The 26,704-nt window shown below is 61.9% G+C and carries 20 protein-coding genes; 9 read left to right on the top strand and 11 right to left on the bottom strand.

From position 1 onward, the window contains the following. The 3 genes from J5Y06_RS09760 to J5Y06_RS09750 all read left to right on the top strand — a co-directional run bounded on the left by J5Y06_RS09760 (position 1) and on the right by J5Y06_RS09750 (position 3,244). The gene (locus tag J5Y06_RS09760; RefSeq protein ID WP_209334935.1) at positions 1 to 1,953 is read left to right on the top strand and encodes an acetyl-CoA carboxylase biotin carboxylase subunit; all 1,953 of its coding nucleotides are present in this window, start codon (positions 1 to 3) and stop codon (positions 1,951 to 1,953) included. Between the two features lie 50 nt (positions 1,954 to 2,003). Beyond that, positions 2,004 to 2,627: a YitT family protein gene (locus J5Y06_RS09755; RefSeq protein ID WP_209334934.1), complete on the top strand. Its 624-nt coding sequence runs from the start codon at positions 2,004 to 2,006 to the stop codon at positions 2,625 to 2,627. A 71-nt stretch (positions 2,628 to 2,698) separates the two neighbouring features. Next, on the top strand, positions 2,699 to 3,244 hold the full coding sequence (locus J5Y06_RS09750) for a hypothetical protein (protein ID WP_209334933.1): 546 nt from the start codon (positions 2,699 to 2,701) through the stop codon (positions 3,242 to 3,244). A 54-nt stretch (positions 3,245 to 3,298) separates the two neighbouring features. Here J5Y06_RS09750 and J5Y06_RS09745 read toward each other — a convergent pair whose 3' ends face one another. Further along, the gene (locus J5Y06_RS09745) at positions 3,299 to 3,565 is read right to left on the bottom strand and encodes an SEL1-like repeat protein (RefSeq protein WP_209334932.1); all 267 of its coding nucleotides are present in this window, start codon (positions 3,563 to 3,565) and stop codon (positions 3,299 to 3,301) included. A gap of 365 nt (positions 3,566 to 3,930) precedes the next feature. Here J5Y06_RS09745 and J5Y06_RS09740 point away from each other — a divergent pair, with 365 nt between their 5' ends. Next, the gene (locus tag J5Y06_RS09740) at positions 3,931 to 4,272 is read left to right on the top strand and encodes a DUF2147 domain-containing protein (RefSeq protein WP_209334931.1); all 342 of its coding nucleotides are present in this window, start codon (positions 3,931 to 3,933) and stop codon (positions 4,270 to 4,272) included. A 47-nt stretch (positions 4,273 to 4,319) separates the two neighbouring features. Here the strand turns inward: J5Y06_RS09740 and J5Y06_RS09735 are convergent, their stop codons facing one another. Beyond that, positions 4,320 to 5,021 carry a glutathione S-transferase N-terminal domain-containing protein gene (locus J5Y06_RS09735; protein WP_209334930.1) on the bottom strand — a complete coding sequence of 234 codons (702 nt, stop codon included), beginning with the start codon at positions 5,019 to 5,021 and terminating at the stop codon, positions 4,320 to 4,322. A gap of 169 nt (positions 5,022 to 5,190) precedes the next feature. On the opposite strand from J5Y06_RS09735, the gene J5Y06_RS09730 reads away from it, so the two are divergent. Further along, positions 5,191 to 5,349: a hypothetical protein gene (locus J5Y06_RS09730; protein ID WP_209334929.1), complete on the top strand. Its 159-nt coding sequence runs from the start codon at positions 5,191 to 5,193 to the stop codon at positions 5,347 to 5,349. 71 nt (positions 5,350 to 5,420) lie between these two features. Further along, complete coding sequence (locus tag J5Y06_RS09725) at positions 5,421 to 6,923, top strand: AMP nucleosidase (RefSeq protein ID WP_209334928.1); 1,503 nt, start codon at positions 5,421 to 5,423, stop codon at positions 6,921 to 6,923. Between the two features lie 96 nt (positions 6,924 to 7,019). Here the strand turns inward: J5Y06_RS09725 and J5Y06_RS09720 are convergent, their stop codons facing one another. Then, on the bottom strand, positions 7,020 to 8,738 hold the full coding sequence (locus J5Y06_RS09720; RefSeq protein WP_209334927.1) for an electron transfer flavoprotein-ubiquinone oxidoreductase: 1,719 nt from the start codon (positions 8,736 to 8,738) through the stop codon (positions 7,020 to 7,022). Positions 8,739 to 8,915: 177 nt separating this feature from the next. On the opposite strand from J5Y06_RS09720, the gene J5Y06_RS09715 reads away from it, so the two are divergent. Next, positions 8,916 to 9,755, top strand: coding sequence for a uracil-DNA glycosylase (locus tag J5Y06_RS09715; protein WP_209334926.1), 840 nt, complete (start codon positions 8,916 to 8,918; stop codon positions 9,753 to 9,755). On the opposite strand, the gene J5Y06_RS09710 is transcribed toward J5Y06_RS09715, so the two are convergent. Both J5Y06_RS09710 and J5Y06_RS09705 read right to left on the bottom strand, forming a co-directional pair. Next, positions 9,738 to 10,964 carry an NAD(P)/FAD-dependent oxidoreductase gene (locus J5Y06_RS09710; RefSeq protein WP_209334925.1) on the bottom strand — a complete coding sequence of 409 codons (1,227 nt, stop codon included), beginning with the start codon at positions 10,962 to 10,964 and terminating at the stop codon, positions 9,738 to 9,740. The genes J5Y06_RS09715 and J5Y06_RS09710 overlap by 18 nt on opposite strands. 58 nt (positions 10,965 to 11,022) lie before the next feature. Further along, positions 11,023 to 12,051, bottom strand: a complete 1,029-nt coding sequence (locus tag J5Y06_RS09705) for a DMT family transporter (RefSeq protein ID WP_209334924.1) — start codon at positions 12,049 to 12,051, stop codon at positions 11,023 to 11,025. A gap of 171 nt (positions 12,052 to 12,222) precedes the next feature. On the opposite strand from J5Y06_RS09705, the gene pepN reads away from it, so the two are divergent. Together pepN and J5Y06_RS09695 are read left to right on the top strand one after the other, a co-directional pair. Beyond that, the gene (gene pepN / locus J5Y06_RS09700) at positions 12,223 to 14,865 is read left to right on the top strand and encodes an aminopeptidase N (protein ID WP_209334923.1); all 2,643 of its coding nucleotides are present in this window, start codon (positions 12,223 to 12,225) and stop codon (positions 14,863 to 14,865) included. 148 nt (positions 14,866 to 15,013) lie between these two features. Then, positions 15,014 to 17,344 carry a PAS domain-containing sensor histidine kinase gene (locus J5Y06_RS09695; RefSeq protein ID WP_209334922.1) on the top strand — a complete coding sequence of 777 codons (2,331 nt, stop codon included), beginning with the start codon at positions 15,014 to 15,016 and terminating at the stop codon, positions 17,342 to 17,344. Here J5Y06_RS09695 and J5Y06_RS09690 read toward each other — a convergent pair whose 3' ends face one another. The 6 genes from J5Y06_RS09690 to J5Y06_RS09665 all read right to left on the bottom strand — a co-directional run bounded on the left by J5Y06_RS09690 (position 17,345) and on the right by J5Y06_RS09665 (position 26,702). After that, on the bottom strand, positions 17,345 to 20,302 hold the full coding sequence (locus J5Y06_RS09690) for a bifunctional [glutamine synthetase] adenylyltransferase/[glutamine synthetase]-adenylyl-L-tyrosine phosphorylase (protein WP_209334921.1): 2,958 nt from the start codon (positions 20,300 to 20,302) through the stop codon (positions 17,345 to 17,347). After that, a complete protein-coding gene (locus tag J5Y06_RS09685) occupies positions 20,299 to 21,726 on the bottom strand; it encodes a sensor histidine kinase (protein ID WP_245247763.1) in 1,428 nt (475 codons plus the stop codon). Before J5Y06_RS09685 ends, J5Y06_RS09690 begins: the two co-directional genes overlap by 4 nt. A gap of 26 nt (positions 21,727 to 21,752) precedes the next feature. Beyond that, a complete protein-coding gene (locus tag J5Y06_RS09680; protein WP_209334920.1) occupies positions 21,753 to 22,427 on the bottom strand; it encodes a response regulator transcription factor in 675 nt (224 codons plus the stop codon). A 180-nt stretch (positions 22,428 to 22,607) separates the two neighbouring features. Further along, entirely contained in the window at positions 22,608 to 24,140 is a 1,533-nt protein-coding gene (locus tag J5Y06_RS09675; RefSeq protein ID WP_209334919.1) for a Do family serine endopeptidase, read from the bottom strand. A 127-nt stretch (positions 24,141 to 24,267) separates the two neighbouring features. After that, on the bottom strand, positions 24,268 to 24,726 hold the full coding sequence (locus J5Y06_RS09670; protein ID WP_209334918.1) for a cytochrome c-type biogenesis protein: 459 nt from the start codon (positions 24,724 to 24,726) through the stop codon (positions 24,268 to 24,270). After that, positions 24,723 to 26,702, bottom strand: a complete 1,980-nt coding sequence (locus tag J5Y06_RS09665) for a heme lyase CcmF/NrfE family subunit (protein ID WP_209334917.1) — start codon at positions 26,700 to 26,702, stop codon at positions 24,723 to 24,725. The genes J5Y06_RS09670 and J5Y06_RS09665 overlap by 4 nt, the downstream gene beginning before the upstream one ends. Positions 26,703 to 26,704 lie beyond the last annotated feature (2 nt).

Below are 26,704 nucleotides of genomic sequence, written 5' to 3'. Positions count from 1 at the left end.
ATGACAAAGCTTTTCAGCAAGATCCTCATTGCCAATCGCGGCGAGATCGCCTGCCGCGTGATCCGTACGGCGCACCGCATGGGGATTCGCACTGTCGCGGTTTATTCGGATGCGGATGCAAAAGCGCTGCACGTCGAAATGGCGGACGAGGCCCTGCATATCGGCCCCTCGCCTGTGGGTGAAAGTTATCTGCGCGGCGACCTGATTATTGACGCTGCCCTTCGAACCGGCGCGGAAGCCATCCATCCGGGCTACGGCTTCCTGTCGGAAAATCCCGACTTCGTGGATCAAGTGACTGCCGCCGGCCTCACCTTTATCGGACCATCTGCCGATGCGATCCGCGCGATGGGCTTGAAGGACGCGGCCAAGCGGCTGATGGAGAAGGCCGGCGTGCCCGTGGTGCCAGGCTACCATGGCGAAGCGCAGGAAATCGTGGTGCTCGCCACAAAGGCGCATGAGATTGGCTATCCCGTGCTGATCAAGGCGCGCGCGGGCGGCGGCGGCAAAGGCATGCGGCGGGTGGATGATCCCGACAGCTTTCCCGAAGCGCTGGCAGGCGCCAAGCGCGAAGCGAAGGCGGCGTTCGGCGACGACCGGGTGCTGGTCGAAAAATACATCCTGTCGCCGCGCCACATTGAGGTGCAGGTGTTTGGTGACAACCACGGCAACGCCGTGCACCTGTTTGAGCGCGACTGCTCGGCGCAGCGCCGGCACCAGAAGGTGATCGAGGAAGCCCCCGCGCCCGGCATGACGGCCGAGATGCGCCAGGCCATGACAGAAGCAGCCGTGAAGGCTGCCCGTGCCATCAACTATTCAGGGGCGGGCACGATTGAGTTCATCGTTGACGCTTCCGCGGGGCTGCGGCCCGAAGGCTTCTGGTTCATGGAAATGAACACGCGTTTGCAGGTCGAACATCCTGTCACGGAAATGGTGACGGGCATCGATCTCGTGGAATGGCAGTTGCGTGTGGCCGCAGGGGAGCCGCTGCCTCGGGACCAGGAGCAAATCACCCTGTCAGGGCACGCTTTCGAGGCGCGGCTTTACGCCGAAGATCCCGCAAAAGGCTTTCTTCCGGCGACCGGAACACTGCACCATCTCGACTTTCCGCAGGAGAACGCTTCGCTGCGCGTGGAAACCGGTGTCCGGCAGGGCGATGCGATCTCGCCCTTCTATGATCCCATGATCGCCAAGCTGGTGACGCATGGCGCGACGCGTGAGGATGCCCTGGAGTCGCTCGTGGCAGCTGTTGACGCGACGCGGGTTGCGGGATCCGTGACAAACAAGAATTTTCTTGCGCAGCTTGGTCGGGACGCGGAATTTGCCGCCGGCAAGGTCGACACCGGCATGATTGAGCGCAAAGGTGAGGCCTTGGTGTCGCGAAGGCAGCCCAGCGAGCGTGCCACCGCCATTGCTGCGCTGGCCGCTGCCGGCGCTTCCGATGTTGCGGATCGTGCCGATCCTTGGGCGGCGCTGCGCGGTTATGCGCATTTCCATCCGGTCGCACGCAGCGTCACGATCGGCGAGGACGAGGCCGTTCAGGCGCGTATCGCCCCATCGGGCTCTGGATGGACGGTGACGCCGGAAGGCTCCACGGCGGCGATCACGCTTCCTGCCGATGCCGCCGCCGAGGCGGTGCGCTGGCCCGGTCACCTGACGGTTTTCGAGAATGGCGTCGGCTTTGACTTCGCACATGCCGACCCTCTCGACCAGGCTGCCGGCGCCGGTGCCGCATCCGGGGGGCTGCGGGCGCCGATGCCGGGGCTCGTCAAGCTCGTGCGGGTTGCGCCCGGCGACACGGTCCAGAAGGGCCAGCCGCTGCTCGTGCTTGAAGCCATGAAGATGGAGCACACGATCACGGCACCGCAAGATGCGGTTGTGGCAACGATCGTGTCGCAAGGAGATCAGGTGGAAGACAAGGTCGTGCTGGTGACCTTTGAGGAAGCGACGGGATAACAGCACCGCTTGATTGCTGCGTTGCCACAGGAGGCCGTAAGAATGCGCTCATGACCCTTCCTGGCGCCGATCCTGCCGTTCAGCGGCACCGCCTCTACGAGGATGTGCTCGCCATCCTGACAGGCACCGCTTTTGCGGCGCTCGGCCTCGTTATGTATACGCATGCGCATCTGACGGCCGGCAGCGCGGCAGGCCTCGCGCTTCTGCTGCAGTACATGACAGGCTATGGCTTCGGCACGATCTTCTTCGTGATCAACCTGCCCTTCTACGCCTTCGGCGTTGCTCGAATGGGCTGGGCCTTTGCGGCCCGGACCTTCGCCGCCGTTGTGCTGGTTTCGGTGATGAGCCGCGCTTTTCCTATGTGGATCAGCTTCGAGTTTCTGGATCCGCTGTTTGCCGCGCTGCTCGGCGGAGCGCTGCAAGGGATGGGACTGCTGGTTCTTGCTCGTCATCGCACTGGATTGGGCGGCTTCACCATCCTTGCGCTCTTCTTGCAGGACCGAAACATCATCCGTGCCGGATATTTTCAGCTCGGGGTGGACCTGATCATCCTAGCGGTCGCTTTCACCGTGCTCACCGGCCCGCAGGTAGTTCTGTCGGTGATCGGTGCGGTGGTGTTCAACATGATCCTCGCCATCAACCACCGGCCAGGTCGGTATGTGGCGATGAGCTGAACGGCAAAGGAACAATCCGGAAACAGGAACCGTTGGGGTGAGCAGACCAAAACCCAAGGAGTTCTGCCCTCATGAAACACCTGATCATTTCCGCCGCAGCGCTTGCGCTGCTTGCCGGCTCCGCCTACGCTCAACAAAACGCCGCACCGCCTGCGGCGCCCGCTCCCGCACAAACCGCTCCTTCCGCCGCGCCACCGCCACCTCCTGCCGAGCTCACCCCGGATGGGGACGATGAGCAGATGCAGCAGGACTCGAATGTTGGAACAGAGTCTCAGGACGCGTCCGAATACGATGACGACGACGGCCGCATGGAAGACAGGCAAAGCAGGCGCGAGGAGATGCGCGACCAGCGCCGCCAGATGCGCGCTGAATATCGTGAGCATAGCCGCCGGTGGGATCGCGATCGTCCGCGCTGGCACGGGCCTCGCCACGGCAAGGGTCCACAGCAGGAGCGCCGCGGCGCGCGCTTCCAGATCGAAACCGACGAAAACGGTCAGATCAAGCTCGATGTTCGCTGCCCGGCAAATGAGTCGCTGCAGACCTGTGCGGACGTCATCAACGATCTGCTTGATCGCATGGGTTCAGGCAACGTGAGTGGCGGCAACACTGACCTGTAAGGCGTGCCGCATCGTCGTTCCAAAGGGTCGCTTCGGCTGAAGCGGCCTCTTTCTTCAGTGGATGGTCATCCATTCGCGCGCTGCTCGCAGCGCCTTGGCGATGTCGGCCTTTGACATGGAAATCGCGAGTTCGGCCCGCAAACCGGCGGCGCGTTCGGAGCCCTTGATGGCGGCAATGTTGAACCATTTGTGTGCCGCGACCAGATCCACTTCGCAGTCGCGACCGGTAGCGTGCATCAGCCCCAACTCGAACAAGATGTCCGCCTGAGCCGTTGCGCCCATCGTGCCGACCGTGCCGTCCAGAATTTCGAAGCGTGCCATTGTCTTGATCCCTGTTAGCCCCTGAGAACCGTTTGTTCGGCGCCCTTTTTGATGGGATCAGAATGCGCCGCCGGCTTGAATTTGCCGTTAAACCTTGTGCTTAACTCGCGGAAAACAAAGCTAAAACAAGACGTAAACGTGAGGATCCGTTAAGGATGAGATCCCTTGTATCGCCTCGCATTTCGTTCAAAGGCGATGGAAACGGTGGGACGGGAAAGTCACGCTTCGCTAACCAGGAATCACACCGGTCAGAGTGACTGCTTTTCTTGTAAGCTGGCGCTGAGGGTCTTTTCCAGCCGTTCCAGCCCCTGCTAAGCTGCTGCAGAACCTGACCGGCCATGGGCTGGTCGCATCGGGAGGATCACATGCGTATTCTTGTGGCTGCCATCGCAGCGACGCTCAGCCTGACGACCATCGCCGCAGCCGACAACATCGAAGGACGTTGGCTGACCGACAGCGGCGCCACTGCAACGATCGCCTCTTGTGGAAAGGCTTTCTGCATCACCTTGAGCAGCGGGGCCCACAAGGGCCGCCGGATCGGACGCATGAATGCGGACGGTGAAAGCCGCTATTCGGGTGAGATCACCGATCCTGCCAACAACAAGACTTATGCCGGGAAGGCGTCGCTGGACGGGAATTCGCTTTCCATGAAGGGCTGCGTCCTCGGTGGGCTGATCTGCCGAGGTCAGAAGTGGACCCGCATGTAGGCAGCAGCGCGAGGGGCGGCACCGCTCCGCCCCCGTCGCATTCTTGATCAGCGTGCCTTTTGGCCGAAAAGAACCTTCTGCGCTTCCTTGTCTTCGGCGAGGTTCGAGCGCGCGTCAGCGGCCAATGCAAGGCCGCGCTGAACGGCCGGTCTTTCATTTACGGCCTCGAACCAGCGCTTGAGGTTCGGGAAGTCTTCGAGGTCCTGGCCCTGGTTCCTGTAGGGCTTCACCCATCCAACCGATGCCATGTCGGCAATGGAATACTCTCCTGCAAGGAAATCGCGGTCGGCCAGGCGCTTGTTCATGACGCCGTACAGGCGGTTTACCTCGTTGGTGTAGCGGTTGATGCCGTACTCGATCTTTTCCGGCGCGTATTGACGGAAATGATGAGCCTGGCCAGCCATTGGACCCAGGCCGCCCATCTGCCAGAAGAGCCACTGGTCGACCTCAACGCGGCTACGCTCGTCGGTGGGATAGAAGCGGCCAAATTTGCGGCCGAGATACTGCAGGATCGCGCCCGACTCGAAGATGGAGATCGGCTCGCCGTCAGGGCCCTCCGGATCGATGATTGCTGGCATGCGGTTGTTCGGCGCGATCTTGAGGAACGAAGGCTCGAACTGCTCGCCCTTGCCGATGTTGATCAGCTTCACCTCGTAGGGGACACCGAGTTCCTCGAGCATGATGGAGATCTTCCACCCGTTCGGCGTGGGCCAATAATAGAGTTCGATCGGCTTGGTCTGGTCGGCCATGATGCTCTCCTTTTTGCTGGACCAGCATATGGCGCCGCCGGAAGGGATGGTCGAGCCATGTGGCGCAGGCCAGGCCTCAATTTTGTTGAACGGTGGATGAACGCACGCATCAGCACCAATTCAGTCGCCTGTGTTCATGCTCTCCTCGATCTTCACAGGAGACGCTTCCATGCTCGCCCGCCGCTTCGCCATTGTTTGCCTGATGACGATGATCTTCGGAATGATGTTTTCCGTGGTGGTGGCAGAAACCAGTCGCAAGCGCAGCAACGACGGCGGGATCTCCTGCACCTGGGCAAACGATTACCCGTGCCGGTGGGACCAACCCTGAGCCGTTAACCGGCTGCCACACATCTCGCCTAGGCCTCTCCCATAGCCTGCAGCGAGCCTTTATAGTGGGTCATGGGAAAGCGAATCTATCCGACTGCAATCGAAACGGTCCATGGACCCGATCCGTTTGAGCGGCAGAGCTTCACGCGGGCAGAAGACGCCGTGGACGCTCTTGTCTGGCTTTACGAGCGCAACACGCGCTTCCTGCGAGACAGCTTTGTTGGGCTCGCGCAAGGTGGCGATCTTCTGCGCCGATACCGCGCTTTCTACCCCGAAATCTCGATCACCACGTCATCCTTTGCGATGATCGACTCGCGGCACGCCTATGGCCATATGCCCGCGCCCGGACAATATACCACCACGGTGACCCGACCAGACCTTTTCCGTCATTACTTGGTGGAGCAGTTGCGTCTCATCATGCGCAATCACGGCGTCCCGATCATTGTGCAGGAGTCCGAAACGCCGATTCCGCTGCACTTCGCCTTCACGGAAGGCAGCTATGTGGAAGGAGCTGTGGCTGACCGCATCAACCGGCCGCTCCGCGATATGTTCGACGTGCCGGACCTGAATGCCACAGACGATCTGATTGCCAACGGAACCTATGAGCCGGCGCCCGGCGAGCCCGGCCCCCTTGCCCCCTTTACGGCACAGCGGATCGATTACTCGCTGCATCGGCTGTCGCACTACACGGCTACGGCGCCACAGCACTTCCAGAACTTCGTTCTGTTCACCAACTACCAGTTCTATATCGACGAGTTCTGCGCTTATGCGCGCGGCCTCATGGCGGAAGGTGGTGGCGGCTACGAGAGCTTTGTGGAACCGGGAAATCTCGTGACGGATGCCGGCCGAAGCGATGCGCGCGAGGGTGCAGTGCCGATCCGCTTGCCGCAGATGCCAGCCTACCACCTGAAGCGACGAGGGCACGGCGGCATCACCATGGTGAATATCGGCGTCGGTCCGTCCAACGCCAAGACCATCACGGACCACGTGGCGGTTCTACGACCCCATGCCTGGCTGATGCTGGGGCATTGCGCGGGCTTGCGCAACACGCAGGCGCTCGGCGACTACGTCCTCGCCCATGCCTATGTGCGCGAGGATCATGTGCTCGACGACGATCTCCCGGTTTGGATCCCGATTCCCGCCCTTGCCGAAATCCAGGTCGCGCTGGAAGAAGCGGTCGCGGAAGTCACTGGGCTGACGGGGTACGAGTTGAAGCGCATCATGCGCACCGGTACGGTTGCGACCATCGACAACCGCAACTGGGAACTGCGCGACCAGCGCGGCCCGGTTCAGCGGCTGTCACAGTCTCGCGCCATTGGTCTCGACATGGAAAGTGCCACCGTGGCAGCCAACGGCTTCCGCTTTCGTGTGCCCTACGGCACCCTTCTTTGTGTATCCGACAAGCCGCTGCACGGCGAGTTGAAGCTGCCGGGAATGGCCACGGAGTTCTACAAACGGCAGGTGTCACAGCACCTGACGATTGGCATCCGCGCCCTGGAGAAGCTGGCAGCCATGCCGTCCGAGCGCCTTCATTCCCGAAAGCTCCGAAGCTTCTCGGAAACGGCGTTCCAGTAACGAAAAAGCCGGGCGATCTGGCCCGGCTTTCGATGGTAACGTAGCCGGCGCTTCACCGGCATTTTCCAGTCGGCGGTCGTGCAGGCCGCGCCAACACTACATGTTGGCGTAGACTGGCCCTTCGCCGCCTTGTGGCGGAACCCAGTTGATGTTCTGGTTGGGGTCCTTGATGTCGCACGTCTTGCAGTGCACGCAGTTCTGCGCGTTGATCACAAAACGCGCTTCACGAGCATGGCCCTCGTCGCGGTTTTCGCCCCCCTTGTCAGTGGCGCCTGGGCCGCCCGACACCGAGTTGCCGTCTTCGTCCACCCACTCGTAAACACCGGCGGGGCAGTATCGCGTCGACGGGCCCGAAAACACGCCGAGTTCCGAACGCTTCTGCAGATCCGGGTCCTTCACTTGAAGATGGATCGGCTCGTTCTCGTCGTGGTTGGTGCTGGACAGGAACACCGATGACAGCCGGTCGAAGGTCAATACGCCATCCGGCTTCGGGTATTCGATGGGCGAGTGCTTTGACGCGGGCTCCGTGGCCGCATAGTCCGGCTTGCCGTGCTTCATGGTTCCGAACGGCGACCAGTTGAAGAGCTGGTTGAGCCACATGTCCAGCCCGCCAAGCGCTACGCCAAACAGGCCGAGCTTCGACCAAAGCGGCTTCACGTTGCGAACCCGCTTCAGGTCCTCGCCGATCAGCGAGTCGCGCCAGCCGTTCTCGTAATCCAGCAGTTCGTCATGGGAGCGCCCGGCCGCGATGGCTTCCGCCGCGTGTTCGGCCGCCATCATTCCCGACAGGATGGCGTTGTGCGAGCCCTTGATGCGAGGCACGTTTACAAAGCCTGCCGAGCAGCCGATCAAGGCCCCACCGGGGAAGCACAGTTTCGGCACCGACTGGTAGCCGCCTTCCGTGATCGCGCGGGCACCATAGGACAAGCGCTTGCCGCCCTCAAAGGTGTCGCGGATGCGCGGATGGGTTTTGAAGCGCTGGAACTCCTCGAACGGGGCGATGTAGGGGTTCTTGTAGTTCAAGTGGACCACGAAACCGACGGCCACCGTGTTGTTTTCCAGGTGGTACAGGAACGAGCCCCCACCCGTAGAATAATCAAGCGGCCAGCCAAACGAGTGCTGCACCAGCCCCGGCTGGTGCTTTTCCGGGCTGACCTGCCAAAGCTCCTTCAAGCCGATGCCGAACTTGGCGGGCTCGCGGCCCTGATCGAGCCCGAACTTCTTGATGGCAACCTTGGACAAGGACCCGCGTGCGCCTTCGCCGAGAAGTACATACTTGCCAAGTAGCGCCATTCCGGGTGCGAAGTTCGGTCCGGGCTCGCCGTTGCGCTCCACGCCCATATCCCCGGTTATAACCCCGGTGACGGCGCCTTGGTCGTTGTACATCAGCTCCGCGGCCGCGAAGCCGGGGTAAATTTCCACGCCCAGCGCTTCGGCCTTTGTTGCCAACCAGCGGCAAACATTGCCGAGCGAGACCACATAGTTGCCGTGGTTGTTCATCAAACGCGGCATGATGAAACCGGGCAGGCTCAGCGAACCCGCAGGACCAAGAAGCAGGAACTGGTCCTTGGTCACCGGCGTCTTGAACGGATGATCGCTGTCTTCACGCCAGTCGGGCAACAGCCTGTCGATGCCGACAGTGGCCACAACTGCGCCCGACAGGATGTGGGCGCCCACCTCACCGCCTTTTTCCAGAACCACCACGGAAAGCTCCGGGTTTACCTGCTTCAAGCGAATCGCGGCGGCGAGACCGGCAGGGCCGGCGCCCACGATCACAACGTCGAATTCCATGCTTTCGCGTTCGATCTCGTCCATGCAAACTCCCGGTGCGGTGACCCTTCAAACAGTCGTTTGGTTTTGCATAACGCATGAGCAGCGCCGTCGGCACAACTTTTTCGCTGACGCAGCGGCGCAAAACGTCGCGTTTTCTGGAAATATTCTAATCCGGACCTTTCGCTTGCAACAGGGGGCGGAGAAGACCAAAAGAACCGCATGCCTGACCGGATCGCCGCCGAAGTTGAAGCGCTGCTGCGCTTTTATGCCGATGCCGGCTATGACGCCGCGCTCGATGAGGTGCCGCACGACCGGTTCGCCGAGACAGCCGAGCGGATTGTTCGGCGGGAGGTGACGCAGCCTGCGCAAGCGCCCGGCGCTCCGCTCCTGCCGCAAAAGCCCGCCGCTGCACCCGCCTTGCCGCAGCCCACCATCCCCGCCGAAGCGCAAGCCGCGCGCGCCCGCGAGATGGCGCGCTCCGCCCGCTCGATGGAAGAACTGCGGCAGATCCTTGAGGCGTTCGATGGCTGCAATTTGCGGTTCACGGCGAAGCAGCTGGTGTTTGCCGACGGCAACCCGCAAGCACCCATCATGTTTGTGGGCGAAGCGCCTGGCCGGGATGAGGATCTTGAAGGACGGCCTTTCGTGGGCCGGTCCGGGCAATTGCTGGACCGCATGCTCCAGGCGATCGGCCGTGATCGCGACAGCGCCTACATCGCCAATGTCATTCCGTGGCGGCCGCCCGGCAACCGCGATCCCTCGCCGCTCGAAACAGAGATCTGCCGCCCCTTCATCGAGCGCCAGATCGAGCTCGCTGGCCCGAAGGTGCTGGTGACGCTCGGAGGGCCATCAAGTAAGATCATCCTGAACACCCGGGACGGGATCATGCGGCTTCGCGGAACGTGGCAAACCCATACCACGCCTTCGGGTCGTGAGATCCCGACCATGCCGACGCTCCACCCGGCCTACCTTCTACGCAACCCGGCGCACAAGAAGCTCGCATGGCGCGATTTCCTTGAAGCGAAGGTGCGGCTGAAGGCGCTAGCGGGCGAGGCCTAGGCGGTCCACAAGGTCAGGCGTTGCGCCCGTCATGGCATCCGCCAAAAGGGCTGCAGTGGTGGGTCCTAGCGTGAAGCCCTGGTGTCCGTGGCCGAAGTTCAGCCACAGGCCTTTGTGCCTCGGCGCCGGCCCCACCACTGGCAGCATATCGGGCATGCAGGGTCGGTTGCCCATCCACGGCTCTCCTTCGACAGGGGTTCCGAGATCGAACAGTTCGCTGATTCCCTGTTCAGCTCGCTTGAGCTGCCGCAGAGCAGGCATCGCGTCGAAGCGTGTCAGTTCCGCACCGGTGAGAATGCGCGAGCCGTCCAACATCGGCGCGATGATGGCTGCATTCTCCACATCCATGATGGGCACGGTTGGCTGGGTGCCGCCTGTGAAATGCCGGTGATAGCCGCGTTCGAACAACATCGGGACGTCATAACCAAAGCGCTGGAGGAGCTTGGGCGTCCAGGGCCCCAGCGCGATTACGACATCTGGCGCCTCGAGAGGTCCATCTGCCGTTTCGATCGTCCAGCCACTTCCGCTTTCGCGCAGCGTTTCGGCGTCGCCGCTGCGCCAACCGCCGCCTTGCGCTTCAAACAATCGCGCATAGTTCGCGGTCAGTGTGCCTGGGCTGGCGCATGTCCAGGGTTGCGTCCAATGCACCGCGCCCTGGAGATCGCGCTTGAGATGCGGTTCGGCCGCGCGCAGCGCCGAAGCATCCTCGATCCGCATGCCCACGCCGAATTCCGCATGGAGACGCTCGGCCGTACGCAATCCCTGCTCGAAACGGCGTGGCGATCGGAACACCTGCCTGAAACCGTTTTTCGCTATGAGGTTTCCCGAACCGGAAGCCTCGATCCAGGGTGCATGGTCGCCGATCGCGCGGCTGATTAGCTGGCTGTAGGTCGAGGAGATCGTCTTGTAACGCTTGGCGGCGGAATGACGGAAGTAGTGCCACACCGGCCGCGCCCATAGCGGCATGGCGGCAAGGTTCCAGTTAACGTCGTTGCCGCGCTTCAGAGCAATGGAAACAATGGATGCGAGGTCGCGCGGAAAGGCATAAGGCTCGACGGCTTCACTCTGGATGATGCCGGCATTGCCATAGCTCGTTTCCTGGCCAGGGTTCCGGCGGTCTATGAGCACCACCTGCTTGCCCCGCGCCTGCAGGGCCAATGCTGTGCTGACACCGACCATCCCGGCCCCGAGAACGATGCAATCCGACATTGAAGCGACCTTCTTTTTGCGTTGACCTCGGTCAACCAGCGCAACCGGCCGGGCGGCATCAGGTTCCAGATGGCGGCGAAACCTGACGCGCTGTTCCACGCTCCAGGCCGAGGCGGTGTTCGCGCCAGATGATGAAAATGCCGGCAGCGACAACAATGGAGCCGCCAACAAGCATGTTGAGCGACGGCAGTTCGGAGAAAACCAAGTAGCCTGCCACGGTTGCCCAGATCATGGAGGTATATTCGAACGGCGCCACGGTTGAAGCCTCGGCATGCCGATAGCTTTCCGTCATGGCGATCTGGCCAAGCCCACCAAACAGGCCTGCCGTCACCAACAAGATGAACTGCTGGTTGTTAAGGAACACCCATCCGAACGGGAGCGTCATCAGAGCGACCACCGTCGACGTCATCGTAAACCAAAGAACGATGGTGGCGCTGCGCTCCGTATGCACCAGGCGGCGGACCAGAAGCATGGCGATGGCCGATGCCGCCGCAGACGTCAGCGCTGCCGCGACGCCGATTGCCTGAGCATTGTCGAGCCCGGCACCGGATGTGAAAAGCGTCAGCTTCGGCCAGGAGATCACCAGCACGCCGACGAAGCCGACGCAAACCGCGGCCCATCGATAGGCTCTTACAAGCTCGCCCATGAACAAGGCGCTGAACACGACGATCAGCAGCGGCTGCGCATAGCCAAGAGTCACCGCCTCCGGCAAGGGCAGCCGCGTGAGAGCAAAGAACCCCAGTCCCATCGAGGACACGCCGACGAGGCCACGAGCAACATGGCTGAGCGGCGCCTTCGTGCGGAAACCGCCCTTCAGCTGTTTCCGCCATGCCATGATCAGCAGGAGGGGAACGAAGGCAAAGGCAGAGCGAAAAAACACCAGCTGGCCAGCTGGAACATCGCCGGCGACCTTCAGGCAGGTGAACATCATTACGAAGGCGAGAACGGATGCCACCTTCAAGCCGATCGCTGCAAGCGGCCGGCGATCCCTTGGTTCAGCGCGTGCCGAACCTGTTCTTGCTTCGGCACTCACCTGCGCAATCCTGAGTCGTAGCTGCCTTCGTCCGGCCTCTGCCGGCGACCACATCGAAATACTATGGCTGCCTTACGGCAAAGCAGCTTCCCATGCCAGAGGCGGTTGTGGTGACACTGTCGACCATGGTTCGATTTGAGGCGGGGGCGTCTTCATGTATGAGGCAGAGTTACACGCCCCCTGCCCGGTTTACCCGTGGTCCCCAATCCAAAGGCAAAGCACCAAATGCGCGTCGACCAAGGACAGGTTTTCAAGCTCGAGGATTACAGGCCGAGCGCGTTCCTGATTCCGGAAACCAAGCTGACTTTCCGGCTCCATCCCAAGCACACGCTCGTCCAGGCCGAACTTCATGTTCAAACCCGCACGGGTGCGCCCAGTACAAGCAAGCTCGTGCTGGACGGGGATGAGCTCACCTTGCGGTCGATCGCCATCAACGGAGCGCCTTTGGCGCCGGATGCGTATACGGCCTCACCGGACCAGTTGGTGATCCACGCGCTGCCGAACGCAGCCTCGTTCACCCTTACGATCGAGACCGAAGTGGCACCGGAAGACAACAAGGCGCTGTCTGGTCTTTACCGCTCCGGCGGCAATTACACGACACAATGCGAAGCCGAAGGCTTCCGCCGCATCACCTATTTTCTTGATCGGCCGGATGTCCTGTCCGTTTACACGGTGCGGCTGGAGGCTGACCGGGCGGAAGCGCCTCTGCTTTTGTCCAACGGCAACCCCGTCGAAAGCGGACCGCTCGCCGATGGCCGCCATTTCGCTATCTGGCACGATCCCTTTCCGAAGCCCTCGTACCTGTTTGCGCTCGTGGCGGGGGACCTTGGCTCGATCAAGGACAGCTTCCAATCGGCCAGCGGCCGACAGGTGGAACTCGGGATTTATGTCGAACACGGCAAGGAAGAGCGTGCGCTCTACGCCATGGATGCGCTGAAGCGCTCCATGCGCTGGGACGAGGAGGTGTTCGGCCTCGAATATGATCTCGACGTCTTCAACATCGTTGCCGTGTCGGACTTCAACATGGGGGCTATGGAAAACAAGGGCCTCAACATCTTCAACGACAAATACGTACTCGCTGACGAAGCCACCGCGACCGATGCCGATTACGCGGGCATCGAAGCGGTGATCGCCCACGAATATTTCCACAATTGGACAGGCAACAGAATCACTTGCCGGGACTGGTTTCAGCTCTGCCTCAAGGAGGGGCTCACCGTTTTCCGCGACCATGAGTTTTCGGCGGATCAGCGGTCACGTCCCGTGAAGCGCATTGCGGAAGTTCGCGCTCTGCGGGCGCACCAATTCCCTGAAGACCAGGGACCGCTTGCGCATCCGGTACGTCCACGCCGGTATCGCGAGATCAACAACTTCTATACGTCCACGGTCTACGAGAAGGGATCGGAAGTGGTGCGCATGATCCGCACCATCCTTGGCCCGCGCGATTTCCGTCGCGGCATGGACCTTTATTTCCAGCGCCACGATGGCGAAGCCGCGACGATCGAGGATTTCCTGAAGGCCTTCGAGGACGCGTCAGGCCGCGATCTGCAGCAGTTCGCCTTGTGGTATCATCAGGCCGGAACGCCAACCGTCACGGTGGCCACGCGCCATGATCCGGACAAAGGCGAACTCACGCTGCATCTGGAGCAGGCGCTGGCGCCCACCCCTTCCGAAAGCCGCAAGCGCCTCATGCACATCCCGCTGGAATTCGGCTTGGTGGCCCCCGACGGCAGCGAAATGGCCGTGCAGGCGAAACACGAAGGCGTCGAAGGCAACATCATCCACCTGCGCAGGCGTCACCAAACGATCCGCTTCACCGGTGTCGATCAAAGGCCGGTTCTATCGATCAACCGCGGTTTCTCGGCGCCGGTTGCCCTTTCGCTGGAACAAACCGCGGAAGACCGCATGTTCCTCGCGCGCTTCGACGGTGATCTGTTTGCCCGATGGCAGGCGCTGACAAGCCTCTACACTCAAGCGCTGATCGCAGGCTATCGCGCCGTGCTTGGCCAGTCTGCACCGAGTTTCGAGCCAGCACTGTTGACGCTTGCCGGCGACCTGGCTTGTGACGAGGGCCTGCAGCCTGCCTATCGCGCGCTTGCGCTCACGCTGCCGGGCGAAGGCGACATCGCGCGCGAAATCGGCCAGAACATCGATCCGGACGCGATCCTGTCTGCCCGCACCGGGCTTGTCTCGGCCGTCACGCAGGCAAATGCAGCGCGCTTCACCCCGCTTTACCATGCCCTCGCCGAAACGGGCGGTTTCAGCCCCGATGCGGCGAGTGCAGGCAGGCGCGCCCTGCGCAACGCTCTGCTGGACTACGTCTGCAGCGAACCGGGGCAAGGCACCCTTGCAGCAAAGCAATACCAAGACGCCACCAACATGACAGAGCGCTCAGCCGCCTTGGCCGTGCTGGCGCATCGCCACAACGGAACGCCGGAAGCCCTTGCGGCACTTGCCGATTTCGAGGCCCGCTACCGTGCGGAGCCGCTGGTGATCGACAAGTGGTTCCAGATCCAGGCGACTGTACCCGGCGCCGCAACGGTTTCGACTGTCCGTGCGCTTATGGACTACAGCGGATTTTCTATCGACAATCCTAACCGGGTGCGGTCGCTCGTCGGAACCTTTGCTTCGGCCAACCAGACCGCGTTCCATGCCGCGGATGGCTCAGGCTATGCCTTGTTCTGCGATGCCGTGCTTGCGGTAGAGCAACGAAACCCACAGGTGGCCGCTCGGATTGCCACGGCTTTCCGCTCCTGGCGTTCGCTCGAACCCGTGCGGCGGGAAAAGGCGAGGCAAGCGCTGGTCGCGATCAGCCAGGTGCCGAACCTGTCGTCCGACCTGCGAGACATCGTGGAGCGGACACTCGGCTGAGTCCTCTTTGCCACGTTTCCGCCCGAGACGTTAAGGCTTCGTTGTTTAGGGCTGGACACCGGGAATCCCGTCTGATTCTTTAGGTTAGATTCGGCAGTGCGGCGTTCGCCGGATCCATCAAAATGGCGGCAATCTTGGGAGCCCATCCATGGGTAAGGCGGACGCGTTGCGCGCGGACGATGGGCGCATTTATGCGCGGGCAAAGGCAACCAGTCAGCGCGCTGTGCTGACCGGAGCAGCACGCTCCCTGGCGCATCCCGCCTATCAGCGTCTTCTGGCTGCCGAGCCGATCCTTCGCCGTTCCATCCCTACGCTGATCATCGTGTTCCTGATCGTGGTTGCAGCGGCTCGTACGCTGTCGCTGATGAACGCCCAGGACGAAGTGGAACGCGGCGCGAAAACTATTTTGGCCCTGGCTGCGGCCGATATCATTCAAAGCTATGACGGCTCTGCCCTGCCCGAGGGCGAGCGCCAGCAAAACGCCGACACCACCTTGAACTACGCTCGCAGCCTGGGCGCATTGAACATGCGCCACGTCCTGGCTGTCACGGACGCAAGCTTCAACGTGATCGCTGCCTCGCCTGAACAAAGCGGCCTCGTCGGGCGATCCCTCGAGCAGGTGATCGTGGGCGGCCAGCCGCTGTTCCTGTTCGGTGAAAGGGCCGGCGTTCTTCCCGTGACTGTCAGGGGCGCCAGATGGTACGCCGCGGTGAGCTTGATGCCGGACCGCTCCGCCGCCGCCGTTGCAATGGTCTCGGAAGACGCGGTGTTTGCGGAATGGCGCAAATCGGTTTCGCTGAACGTGACACTCTACGTCCTAACCGCCGGCGTCATGATCATCATCCTTTATGCCTATTTCGGCCAGGCTTCGCGGGCACGGGTTGCCGATCGCATCTACCTCGAAGCGCATCAGCGCATCGATCTTGCCCTGGTGCGGGGCCGCTGCGGCCTTTGGGATTGGGATCTCCATCGCGGCCGGATGTACTGGTCTCGCTCCATGTATGACATGCTTGGCTACGAAGCTTTCGACACGATGCTGTCGTTTGGCGAGGTGGCCCAGATTATCCACCCCGACGACGGGGACCTGTTTGAGATGGCAAACCGCATTGTTTCGAAGCAGACGGATCAGATCGACCACATCTTCCGCATGCGCCATGCGGACGGCCAATGGGTGTGGATGCGGGCCCGCGCGACCGTCGTGGATCCCAACGCAGAAGAAATCCACCTGATCGGCATCGCGGTGGATGTTACGGAACAGCGCACTTTGGCCCAGCGCTCGGAAGCCGCCGACCAGCGCCTGCGCACCGCCATTGAAAGCATTTCGGAGTCCTTCGTCCTGTGGGACGCAAAAGGCCGGCTGGTGATGTGGAACAGCAAATTCGCACAAGATACCGGCCTCAACATGCAGGATCTGGCGGAAGGAATGGAACGGCGCGCCGTTGAGGAACGAATGACGAAGTTCGTTTCCGAGCGGCGTCTCGCCAATCCGAACGGGCCACATGGCGCGGCAACCTACGAGCGCCAGGTGGCGGATGGACGGTGGCTGCAGGTCAACGAGTTGAAAACGCGGGACGGCGGTACGGTGTCGGTGGGCTCCGACATCACGCAGCTGAAGCAGCACCAGGAGCGGCTCACGGAAAGCGAACGGCGCCAGATGGCGACGATCCATGACCTCAGCCTCGCACGGCGTGCGGAAGAAGAGCGCGTCGTGGAACTGGCGGATCTCAATCGCAAGTATATGCGCGAAACCGAACGCGCCGAAGCGGCCAACCGGGCGAAATCCGAATTCCTCGCCAACATGTCGCATGAGTTGCGGACGCCCTTGAACGCCATCATCGGCTTCTCGGAACTGATGGCGAACGGCTTCTTCGGGCCACTCGGTTCGGAGCGGTATGTCGAATATGCCCGTGACATTAATTCGAGCGGCTCGTACCTGCTTGGCGTGATCAACGACATTCTCGACATGTCGAAGATCGAGGCAGGTCACTTCACCGTGGATCGTGAAGAAATCGACCTTGGCCCGCTGATCACGGAAGCCGTGCGCGTGGTGGCGCTGCAGGCGCAGCAGAAATCCATCACTGTGGAAACAAAGATCTCGGACTCGATCTCGCTGCATGCCGACAAGCGCGCGGTGAAGCAGATCGCTCTCAACCTCTTGTCCAACGCAATCAAGTTCACGGGGCAAGGCGGCCGCATCTCTGTGCGCGCACGCAACGTAGCTGGCGCCATGATGCTCACGATCGAGGACAATGGCTGCGGCATTCCGCGAGACGCCCTGAAGAAACTCGGCCGCCCTTTCGAACAGGTCCAAAACCAGCTGTCCAAGAACCACACCGGGTCGGGCCTTGGCTTGGCGATCTCGCGCTCCCTGGCGGAACTGCATGGCGGAACGCTGAAGATTCGATCCGTAGAGGGATCAGGAACCGTGGTGTCGGTGCGCATTCCGGCCCAGCGGCAGCCGCTGATGCGCGCGGCCTGACTAGGCCTTCATCAGTTCGTTGAACACGCTTCTTACGGCAACCGCGGTCTGCGCCACATGCGCTTCGAGCACGGTGAAATCCGGCAGGTCGGTTGCTCGCAGCAGAAGATCGGAAAGGCCAGGCAGGACGCCTTCGCCGTCAAAGGGCTCGGTCACGCAAAGCCGAATTACCTGCGTCAAAGCTGTGTAAAGGTCGTGGCCTCGCACAAGCACCTCCCTGGAGCCGGGCTCGACAAAGGCCGGTGACAGGCAACGCAGGATTTCGCCCGTTCCGGTCACCCGCCCCTGGCTTTCCACTGCGCCGGCAAGCACAGCGACCTGAGCGATGAACTCCAGGTCGATCAGCCCCCCAGGCATCAGCTTCAGGTCCCACTCGTCACGCGGCGGCTTTTCTTCTTCCAGGAGGGCGCGCATCTCGCGGGCCGCCTTTCGAAGCTCGCCGAGCGGCCGCTTGTTGATCAGGACTGCGTCGATCGTTTCCACGAGCCGATGCCCAAGGCTTTCATCCCCTGCAACGGCGCGGGCGCGAGTCAACGCCATGTGCTCCCAAGTCCAGGCGTCGCGCTCCTGATAGCTGCGAAAGGCTGCAATATGCGTGGCGACCGGCCCCTTGTTGCCGGATGGTCGCAAGCGCAGGTCCAGTTCGTAAAGAATTCCCTGTGCGGTCGGCGCCGACAGGGCGGCAATCAAACGCTGCGTGAGCCGCGCGAAGTACTGGGAGGAGGCAAGTGGCTTGGCGCCGTCCGACCACTCCGCTCCTTCATCATGGTCATAGATCAGGATGAGGTCGACATCCGAACTTGCGGTCAGTTCACGACTGCCGAGCTTGCCCATCCCGAGGATCGCGACCCGCCCGCCGGGCACGCTTCCATGCTTGGCTTCCATCTCGGCCTGAACGACTGAAAGCGCGTGTCCGATCGCGAGATCCGCCAGGTGGGAAAAAGCGCGACCAGCACGACCCGCATCGATAAGCCCCGTCAACAAGCGCATGCCGATGAGGAAGCGCTGCTCGGCCGTGAAGATGCGCAACCGGTCCAGTGCTTCTTCCAGACCCGTGGCGGCTTCAAGAAACACGTGCAGTCGGCCTGCAAGGTAGTCGCGGCTCGGCAGCTCGGACAAAAGCCGCGGGTCGAGAAGACCATCGAAAACATGCGGCGAGCGCGTGATCGTCTCGGCCAGCCGCGGTGCCGCACTCATCACCGCCATCAGCATGTCCAGCAAGGGCTGGTTGTTTTGCAGCAGCGAGAACAGCTGAATGCCCGCCGGCAACCCCGCCAAAAACCCGTCAAACCGAACCGCCGTTTCATCTGGACGGCCGGCCCGGGAAAATGCCCGCAGGAGAGCGGGCGTGAGTTCTGTCAGGCGCTCCCGAGCTTCCGCCGACCGCGTTGCGCGGTAGCGGCCGTAGTGCCAGCCCCGCACCAAACGGATCATGTCCGAGGGTCGTTCGAAGCCGAGATTTGCCAGCGTCTCCAGCGTGCCTGGGTCGTCGACGTCGCCGGTGAAAACGAGGTTCCCTAGTCCACTGGAAAGCTGCGGCGCTGTTTCGAAGAGAGCGGCGTAGTGCTGTTCCACATCCACCAGTGTGGATCGAAACACCTGCTCGAAAGCCGCCTCGTCCTCGAAGCCCATCAGTCTGGCGACGCGCGTGAAACCCTCGTCGTCTTCCGGCAGGACATGGGTCTGCTCGTCGGCCACGATCTGAATGCGATGTTCCACATCCCGTAGGAACCAATAGTGCTTGCCAAGCACATCAGCGGTCTCCGGTTCAATCCATTTTTGCTGGGCGAGCATGTCGAGCATCGGGACCGTTTCGCGGCCCCGCAATTCCGGCACCCGCCCTCCTGCGATGAGCTGCTGTGTCTGCACGAAAAATTCGATTTCGCGGATGCCGCCGCGACCGAGTTTTACGTTGTGGCCGCGCACGGCCACAGCTTCGTGGCCGCGATGGGCGTGAATCTGGCGCTTGATGGAATGAACATCCGCGATGGCGGCAAAGTCCATATACTTGCGCCAAACGAATGGGCGCAGCTCCTTCAAGAACCTCGCTCCCGCCGCCGCGTCTCCGGCAATCGGTCGGGCCTTGATCATCGCGGCACGCTCCCAGTTCTGGCCGCGCCCTTCGTAATAGGTCATCGCCGCATCCACCGAGATCGCGAGCGGGGTCGACCCAGGATCAGGCCTCAAACGCAGGTCGGTGCGAAACACATATCCGTCTCCCGTGCGGTCTTGAAGGATGCGCACGAGCCGGCGCGTCAGCCGCACAAAGAGATCCCCGGCCTCGTCAGGATCCACAATCGCGGGCGCCTCGGGGTCGAACATCACGATGAGGTCGATGTCTGATGAGAAATTCAGCTCGGCGGCACCGAGCTTGCCCATTCCGATCACGATCCAGCCGCAACCGGCTTGAGGATCGTCCCGCTGAGGGAGCTTCAGGCGCCCGGACGCCTCCGCATCGCGCAAAAGAAATCGCACGGCGGCGCAAGTGCAGGCTTCCGCAAGCTGTGACAGCTGGCGAACCGTTTCCTGTGCGGCTTGGGTGCGCGACAGATCGGCCAAGCCGATCAGCGCATGCGCCTCGCCCTTCAAACGCCGCAGCCGAGCCATTAATTGGCCCTCGGTTTCCCCCGCCACGTCAGCCGCAAGTTCGTCAAAGATCCGCGCCAGGCGCTGTTCAACGCCCGTGTCGAAAAGCGCTTCCAGGATCTGCGGCCGCCGTTCCAGGACACTATGGAGAAACGGGGACAGGGATGCCGCACTTGCCAAAAAGGAGGACAGCCCCCCGCTGCCTTGGCACAAGGCCTGGAGGCGCTTGCAACCTGCCTGTTCTGCCGCGTCCAGCAGATCTTCCCGCGCACGCTCGGCTGCTTCGATGCCTTCCGGCGGAAGAGGCAGCGGAGGACGGGTGAACCAGTTCGCTTCGCCAGGAGCCGAAGATCTCGCTGCCGCCTTGCTCACCGCGCTCCTTCCCCCGCCGGAAACACCATGCTGACCAGCAGGCCTGGATTGGCGTCCGACAGATCAAGCCGCCCTTTGTGGAAGGCCATCACTGCTCGAGCAAGGCTGAGCCCTAAACCGGAACCGGGCTGGGATCGGCTTTGTTCGAGCCGCACGAAGCGCTCAGTCGCCCGTTCCCGCTGTTCCTCTGGAATTCCGGGACCGCTGTCACGCACCCACAATCGTGCTTCGGCATTCGCGACAGTGAGCCCGACCACCACTTTTGTTGCGCCGGATCCTGCTCCGGCCGAGTATTTGATCGCGTTGTCGACGATGTTAGACAAAGCCTGCCCGATCAGTTCACGATTGCCGTTCACTGTTGCACCTTGCGCGATATCGAGATGCAGTTCCACACCCACCTCCTCGGCGGCGGGTTCATAGAGTTCCGCCACATCGGCCGCGATCGTCGCGAGATCAACCGTGGTGATCACTTCCGTGGATTGCCCTGCTTCCAGACGCGAAATCATCAGGATCGCGTTGAACGTGCGAATCAGATGATCGGACTCGGCAATCGTTCGCTCGATCATCGCACGGTATTCGTTTGGGTCTGGCGGAAGGTTCAGCGCCGCTTCGGCGCGATTGCGCAGTCGCGTGAGCGGCGTTTTCAGATCGTGCGCGATATTGTCGGAAACCTGCTTCAGGCCCTCGTTCAAGGTCGCGATCTTGGTCAGCATCTGGTTGAGGTTTTCCGACAGCCGGTCGAACTCGTCGCCCGTGCCCTCGACGGGTAGCCTGCCGCTGAGATCCCCGCCCATGATGCGCTGGCTGGCATCAGAAATCCGGTCGATCCGCCGCAGCGCCGCTCGCCCGACGAAAAACCAGATCAGCAACGCGCCGAGGCTCATGATGCCAAGCGTCACGATCAGCGCACGCTGAACGACTTGCCGGAAGCGCTCGGGCTCGCCCAGATCGCGTCCTACCATCACGATCATGTCGTTGGGGAGCCTCAACACCAGAGCTGTTGCAAGATGCATGGCTCCACTTGCATCCGTGGCTGCGGTTGGCTCGTCGCCCAGCCGTGCATTGCGCCCGTCTTCACCATAGCGCTGATAGCCGAAAGGTGACGCCGTCCATCCCGCCTGGTCGAGAACGCCCGGCTGCAGGCTCTCGACGTTCCCCGCGAGAATGCGGCCGGAAGGATCCGTGATCAGGTAAAGATTGGCGCCCGGCTGACGGGAACGTTGGTCGATCACGCGAACAAGGGCGTTCAACCCGCCCCGCTGGTATGCGCGGCCGAGCCCGTTCATCTCATCATCGATGGTGTTCTGGATCTGGCCGACCAGCATGCGGCCGGACAAGGACGTCATGTAGAAGACGAGAAGGATGGCACAGGCCGCAAACAGAAGCAGGTAGAGGGCCGACAACCGAGCGGCCGTGGTGCGCATGGTCGCGCCGAGCCGCGCAAACACCGTCACCCCGCCTTCAGCATGTAGCCCGCTCCACGGACGGTATGCAGCACCGGTGTTTCGAAGCCCTTCTCGATCTTGCCGCGCAAGCGGGAGACGTGCACGTCGATGACGTTGGTTTGCGGGTCGAAATGATAATCCCAGACATTTTCGAGAAGCATCGTACGGGTAACGACCTGGCCTGCATGACGCATGAGATATTCAAGCAGTCGGAACTCGCGCGGCTGGAGCGTTACCTCCTGCCCTGCCCGTTTGACGACGTGGGACAAGCGGTCGAGTTCCAGATCGCCGACGCGGTAGATCATCTCGACATCTTTGCTGCCGCTGCGCCGCTTCAGGACCTCCACGCGTGCAAGGAGTTCGGTAAAGGCATAGGGTTTTGTGAGGTAATCGTCGCCGCCAGCCCGCAGGCCGGTGACACGATCATCGACTTGCCCAAGCGCCGAAAGGATCAAGGCCGGCGTTTCGTTGCCGCGGGAGCGCAAGCCCGCGATGAGGGACAGCCCGTCGCGCTTCGGCAACATCCGGTCGACCACCAGAACGTCATACTCGCCGTTGTCGGCCAGCACAAAGCCGGACTCTCCATCCCGAGCGACATGCACGGTATGCCCCACCTCGTTCAAAGCTTTCTCGAGGTAGTCGGCCGCTTCACGGTCATCTTCGATAACAAGGATCTTCATGCCACCTGTATATGATGTCAGGTCGGCTCGCGGCAAAGAGGACGCTTCCTGCAAAAGGTCACCTCAGAAAAAGGAGCGGCAGCGGACCTAACGAAAGATCCGCTGCCGCCCTGTTCGCCGCTCAACTCAATACAAGAGCGGCATCATGTTCAAGCACCTGAAAAGGTCGGCTGACCGAGATCAACCCTTGCTGGTCGGCAGCGCGATGAACCGGTTGGCATCGTCGCGGGTGATCTGCACCAGAACCTGCTTGCGGCCTGCCTTTTCTGCTGCACGCACGGCTTCCTGAACGTCGCTCGCGCTGTTCACTTCCGTGTTGTGGACAGAGGTGATCACATCGCCTGCCTGAATGCCACGCGCCGCCGCATCGCCATCCGGGTCGACTTCCGTGACGAGGACGCCTTGTCCGTCTTCAGAAGGCGACACCGTCAAGCCAAAGTCGCTAAGGGCGCGACCTTCGCTCTGCTGCTCCTCGTCGCTACCATCGGGCGACGTTGCCGCGACAGTTTCTTCGGGCAACTCGCCAAGCTTCACGGTGATCTGCTCAGCCTTGCCATTACGCCACAAGTCGATCTCCACCGCGGTGCCTGGCCGATCAGAGCCGATCACGCGCGCCAGTTCCCGCGGGGACGACACAGACTGGCCATCAACCGCCGTGATCACGTCGCCTTCCTCGATGCCGGCTTCAGCTGCCGGGCTGTCGCTTTGCGCCGAAGCGACGATCGCGCCCCGTGCATCCTCGAGGCCGAGCGATTCGGCAATCTCCGGCGAAACCGGCTGGATCTGGACGCCAAGCCAGCCACGCTGGACTGACTTGCCCGTCATCAGCGTCGAAACGACGTCCTTTGCCGTTGAAGCCGGAATGGCGAACGCGATACCGACATTGCCGCCAGAAGGCGAGAAGATCGCCGTGTTCACGCCTACGACCTCGCCGTTGATGTTGAAGGCTGGGCCACCGGAGTTGCCGCGGTTAACCGCCGCGTCGATCTGCAGGAAGTCGTCATAGGGACCTGCACCGATATCGCGGCCACGGGCCGACACGATGCCTGCGGTGACCGTGCCGCCGAGGCCGAAGGGGTTGCCCACGGCGACCACCCAGTCGCCGACACGAACCTTCATGTCATCGGCGAAGTCGACATAGGTGAACTTGCGGGTGCTGTCGTCCACCTTCAGAACGGCCAGATCGGTGCGCGGATCGGTTCCGATCAGCTTGGCGTCGAGCTCGGTTCCATCGTCCATGCGAACGCTGAAGCCTTCTCCGCCTTCCACTACGTGGTTGTTGGTAACGAGAAAGCCGTCTTCGGAGATGAAGAAGCCCGAACCTTGTGCGGCAGGGCGCAGAGGACCACGCTCGGCACGGCGCTCGGAGCGACGGCCTTCAGGGCGATCCGGTGCACCGAATTCGCGGAAGAAGCGCTTCAGCGGGTGATCATCCGGCAGGTCTTCGAAACCAGGGATCTGTGAGGGACCAGCGGGGCCGGCGGATGCGCGCTCGGAGCCGCCCTTCACGAGAACGCTCACCACGGCAGGCGTCACGCGCTCCACGACATCCCCGAAACCAGGCGTCGCCGTCGTCGATTCGACGCGAACAGGCTCAGCAAAGACAGGCGCGGTTCCAGCGGTGATTGCACCAGCGCCGGCGCCGGCAATGATGCCGATCGATGCTGCGGCCGCGAAAAGGCGTGCGCGCGTAGTCATGTTGGATTTGCTCATCTGTTCCTCGTGTATCCTGAGATCGGGAGCGCTCGTGGCGTTCCGTTGAAGATACAGATAGGGAGCTTTGGGTTACATCGACCTGTCCGGGAGATGAAATCTTGTTAATCTAGCCGGAACGGGGCCCTCAGCTGTCACGAAGGATCGCCTGAAGCTTTCGTTCTTCCTCTTCACTGAGGAGCGCGGTTGTTGCAGCCTCGCGGCGGCGCATCATGAAGAGACCAATGCTGCCAGCGACTAGGATCAACAGGGGCGCCCCCCAAAGCAAGGCCGTGTGGTAGCCAAAGCGGGGTTTCAGCAAAACGAACTCGCCGTAACGCTGCACGATGTAATCAGTCACCGCCTCATCGGTGTCGCCTGCGAGGATCCGCTCCCGGACTAGGATACGCAGATCACGAGCGAGGTCTGCATCGGAATCGTCGATCGACTGGTTCTGGCAAACGTAACAGCGCAGCTCGGACGAGATCTCGCGCGCCCTTGCTTCCAGCTGCGGATCCGCCAGGATCTCGTCCGGCCGGACGGCATGCGCGGGCAAGCAGAGGCTTGCCAGAACCAGCACCGCGAAGATCAGCTTAGCGACCGTCATTCGGCTGCCGCCGGAACGGGCTGCGACCTGCGCCGGGCCGGGGCGCCGACGCGCAGCCGCCGGTCCGAGATCGACAACAGACCGCCGGCCATCATCAGGCACGGACCGAGCCAGATCAGCGTCACCATCGGCTTCCACCAAGCCCGCACCACCCAACTGCCATCGCCTGAAGGGTCGCCAAGCGCGACATAGGCCTGGCTGAAGCCGCGCGTCAGGATCCCTGCCTCGGTTGTCGGCATCTGGCGTGCCGTGTAGAGCCGTTTGGCAGCGACAAGCGTTCCGACGTCTCGATTGCCAGAGATCAGGGTGAAACGAGCCTGATCTTCGGTGTAGTTGGGTCCGGCAAACGGCTCCACACGCTCGAAACGCAGTTGCCTTCCAGCGAAATCGATCGTGTCACCCGGCTTCATTATGACGATCCGTTCCGTCTGGAATGCAACGGTCGCAACAATGCCCACCACGGTGACGCCCAGTCCGAAATGCGCCAGCGCCGTGCCCTTGGCGGAGCGTGGAAGACCCCACAAGCGACGACGGACCACGCTCCACGGCTGCGACCCCACCCCCGAACGCAGCACGAGATCCGTGGCAGCACCCAGCATCAGCCATGCGGCTAGGCCGATGCTCAAGGCGGCAAACAGCATCGTCCGATCAACGAACAACATGATCAGCAACGCCACGAGGATCGCGCCGCCCAGCGCCCAAGCAAGCCGTTGCGCGGCGGCGTAAAGGTCGCCCCGCTTCCAGGCGAGCAGCGGACCGAACGGAACCGCGATCAGCAAGGGCACCATCAGCGAACCGAAAGTGAGATTGAAAAAGGGCGCGCCAACGGAAATCTTGTCGCCGGTGAGCGCTTCCATCAGCAGCGGGTAAAGCGTGCCGATCAGCACGGTCGCGGTCGCCGTCGTCAGGAACAGGTTGTTGAGAACGAGCGAACCTTCACGCGAGATGGGTTGAAAGATGCCGCCGGCCGTCAGAGCGTGTGCCCGCCAGGCAAACAGCGCAAGCGCTCCGCCAACAAGCAACGTCAAGATGCCGAGGATGAAGACGCCACGGGTCGGGTCAGTCGCGAAGGCATGTACCGAGGTCAGCACGCCCGAACGCACCAAGAAGGTTCCAAGCAAGGACAAGGAAAACGTCAGAATTGCAAGAAGCACCGTCCAGATCTTCAGGGCCGAGCGCTTTTCCATCACGAGCGCCGAGTGCAGCAGAGCAGTCCCGGACAGCCATGGCATGAAAGAAGCATTTTCCACCGGATCCCAGAACCAGAAGCCACCCCAGCCGAGTTCGTAATAGGCCCAATAGGAACCCATCGCGATTCCACCGGTGAGGAAGATCCAGGCAGCCAGCGTCCAAGGCCGTACCCACCGCGCCCAGGCAGCATCGATCCGCTTCTCGATCAAAGCAGCAACCGCGAAAGAAAAGCTGACGGAAAAGCCGACATAGCCGAGATAAAGCAGCGGCGGATGAACCGCGAGACCGACGTCCTGCAGGATCGGGTTGAGGTCCTGCCCCTCGAACGGGGCCGGCACAAGCCGCGCGAAAGGATTGGATGTCACCAGGATAAACAACAAGAAGGCTGCCGCGATCCACCCCTGGACGGCGAGCACGGTTGCCTTCAGCTGATCCGGAAGGTTGCGTCCAAAGACAGCTACCAGAGCAGAAAACAAGGCGAGGATCAGGACCCACAGCAGCATGGACCCTTCGTGATTTCCCCAGGTCCCGGTGATCTTGAACAACATGGGCTTCTGGGAATGCGAGTTTTCCCAGACATTGACGACGGAAAAATCAGAAGTCACGTAAGCCCAGGTCAACGCCAGGAACGCCAGCGCAATCAAGGCGAAGCTGACAAGTGCGACCGGTGCGGCCACAGCCATCATGCGCGCATCGTTGATGCGGCTCCCCACGATTGGAACTGTGGATTGCACCAGCGCCAGAGCCAAGGCCAGCACCAGCGCGAAATGGCCCGCTTCAATCATGA

It is taken from the genome of Tianweitania sediminis (assembly GCF_017813335.1).
In the GTDB taxonomy this organism is placed as follows: Bacteria; Pseudomonadota; Alphaproteobacteria; order Rhizobiales; family Rhizobiaceae; genus Tianweitania; species Tianweitania sediminis.
This window is presented reverse-complemented; position numbering and strand designations above follow the sequence as displayed.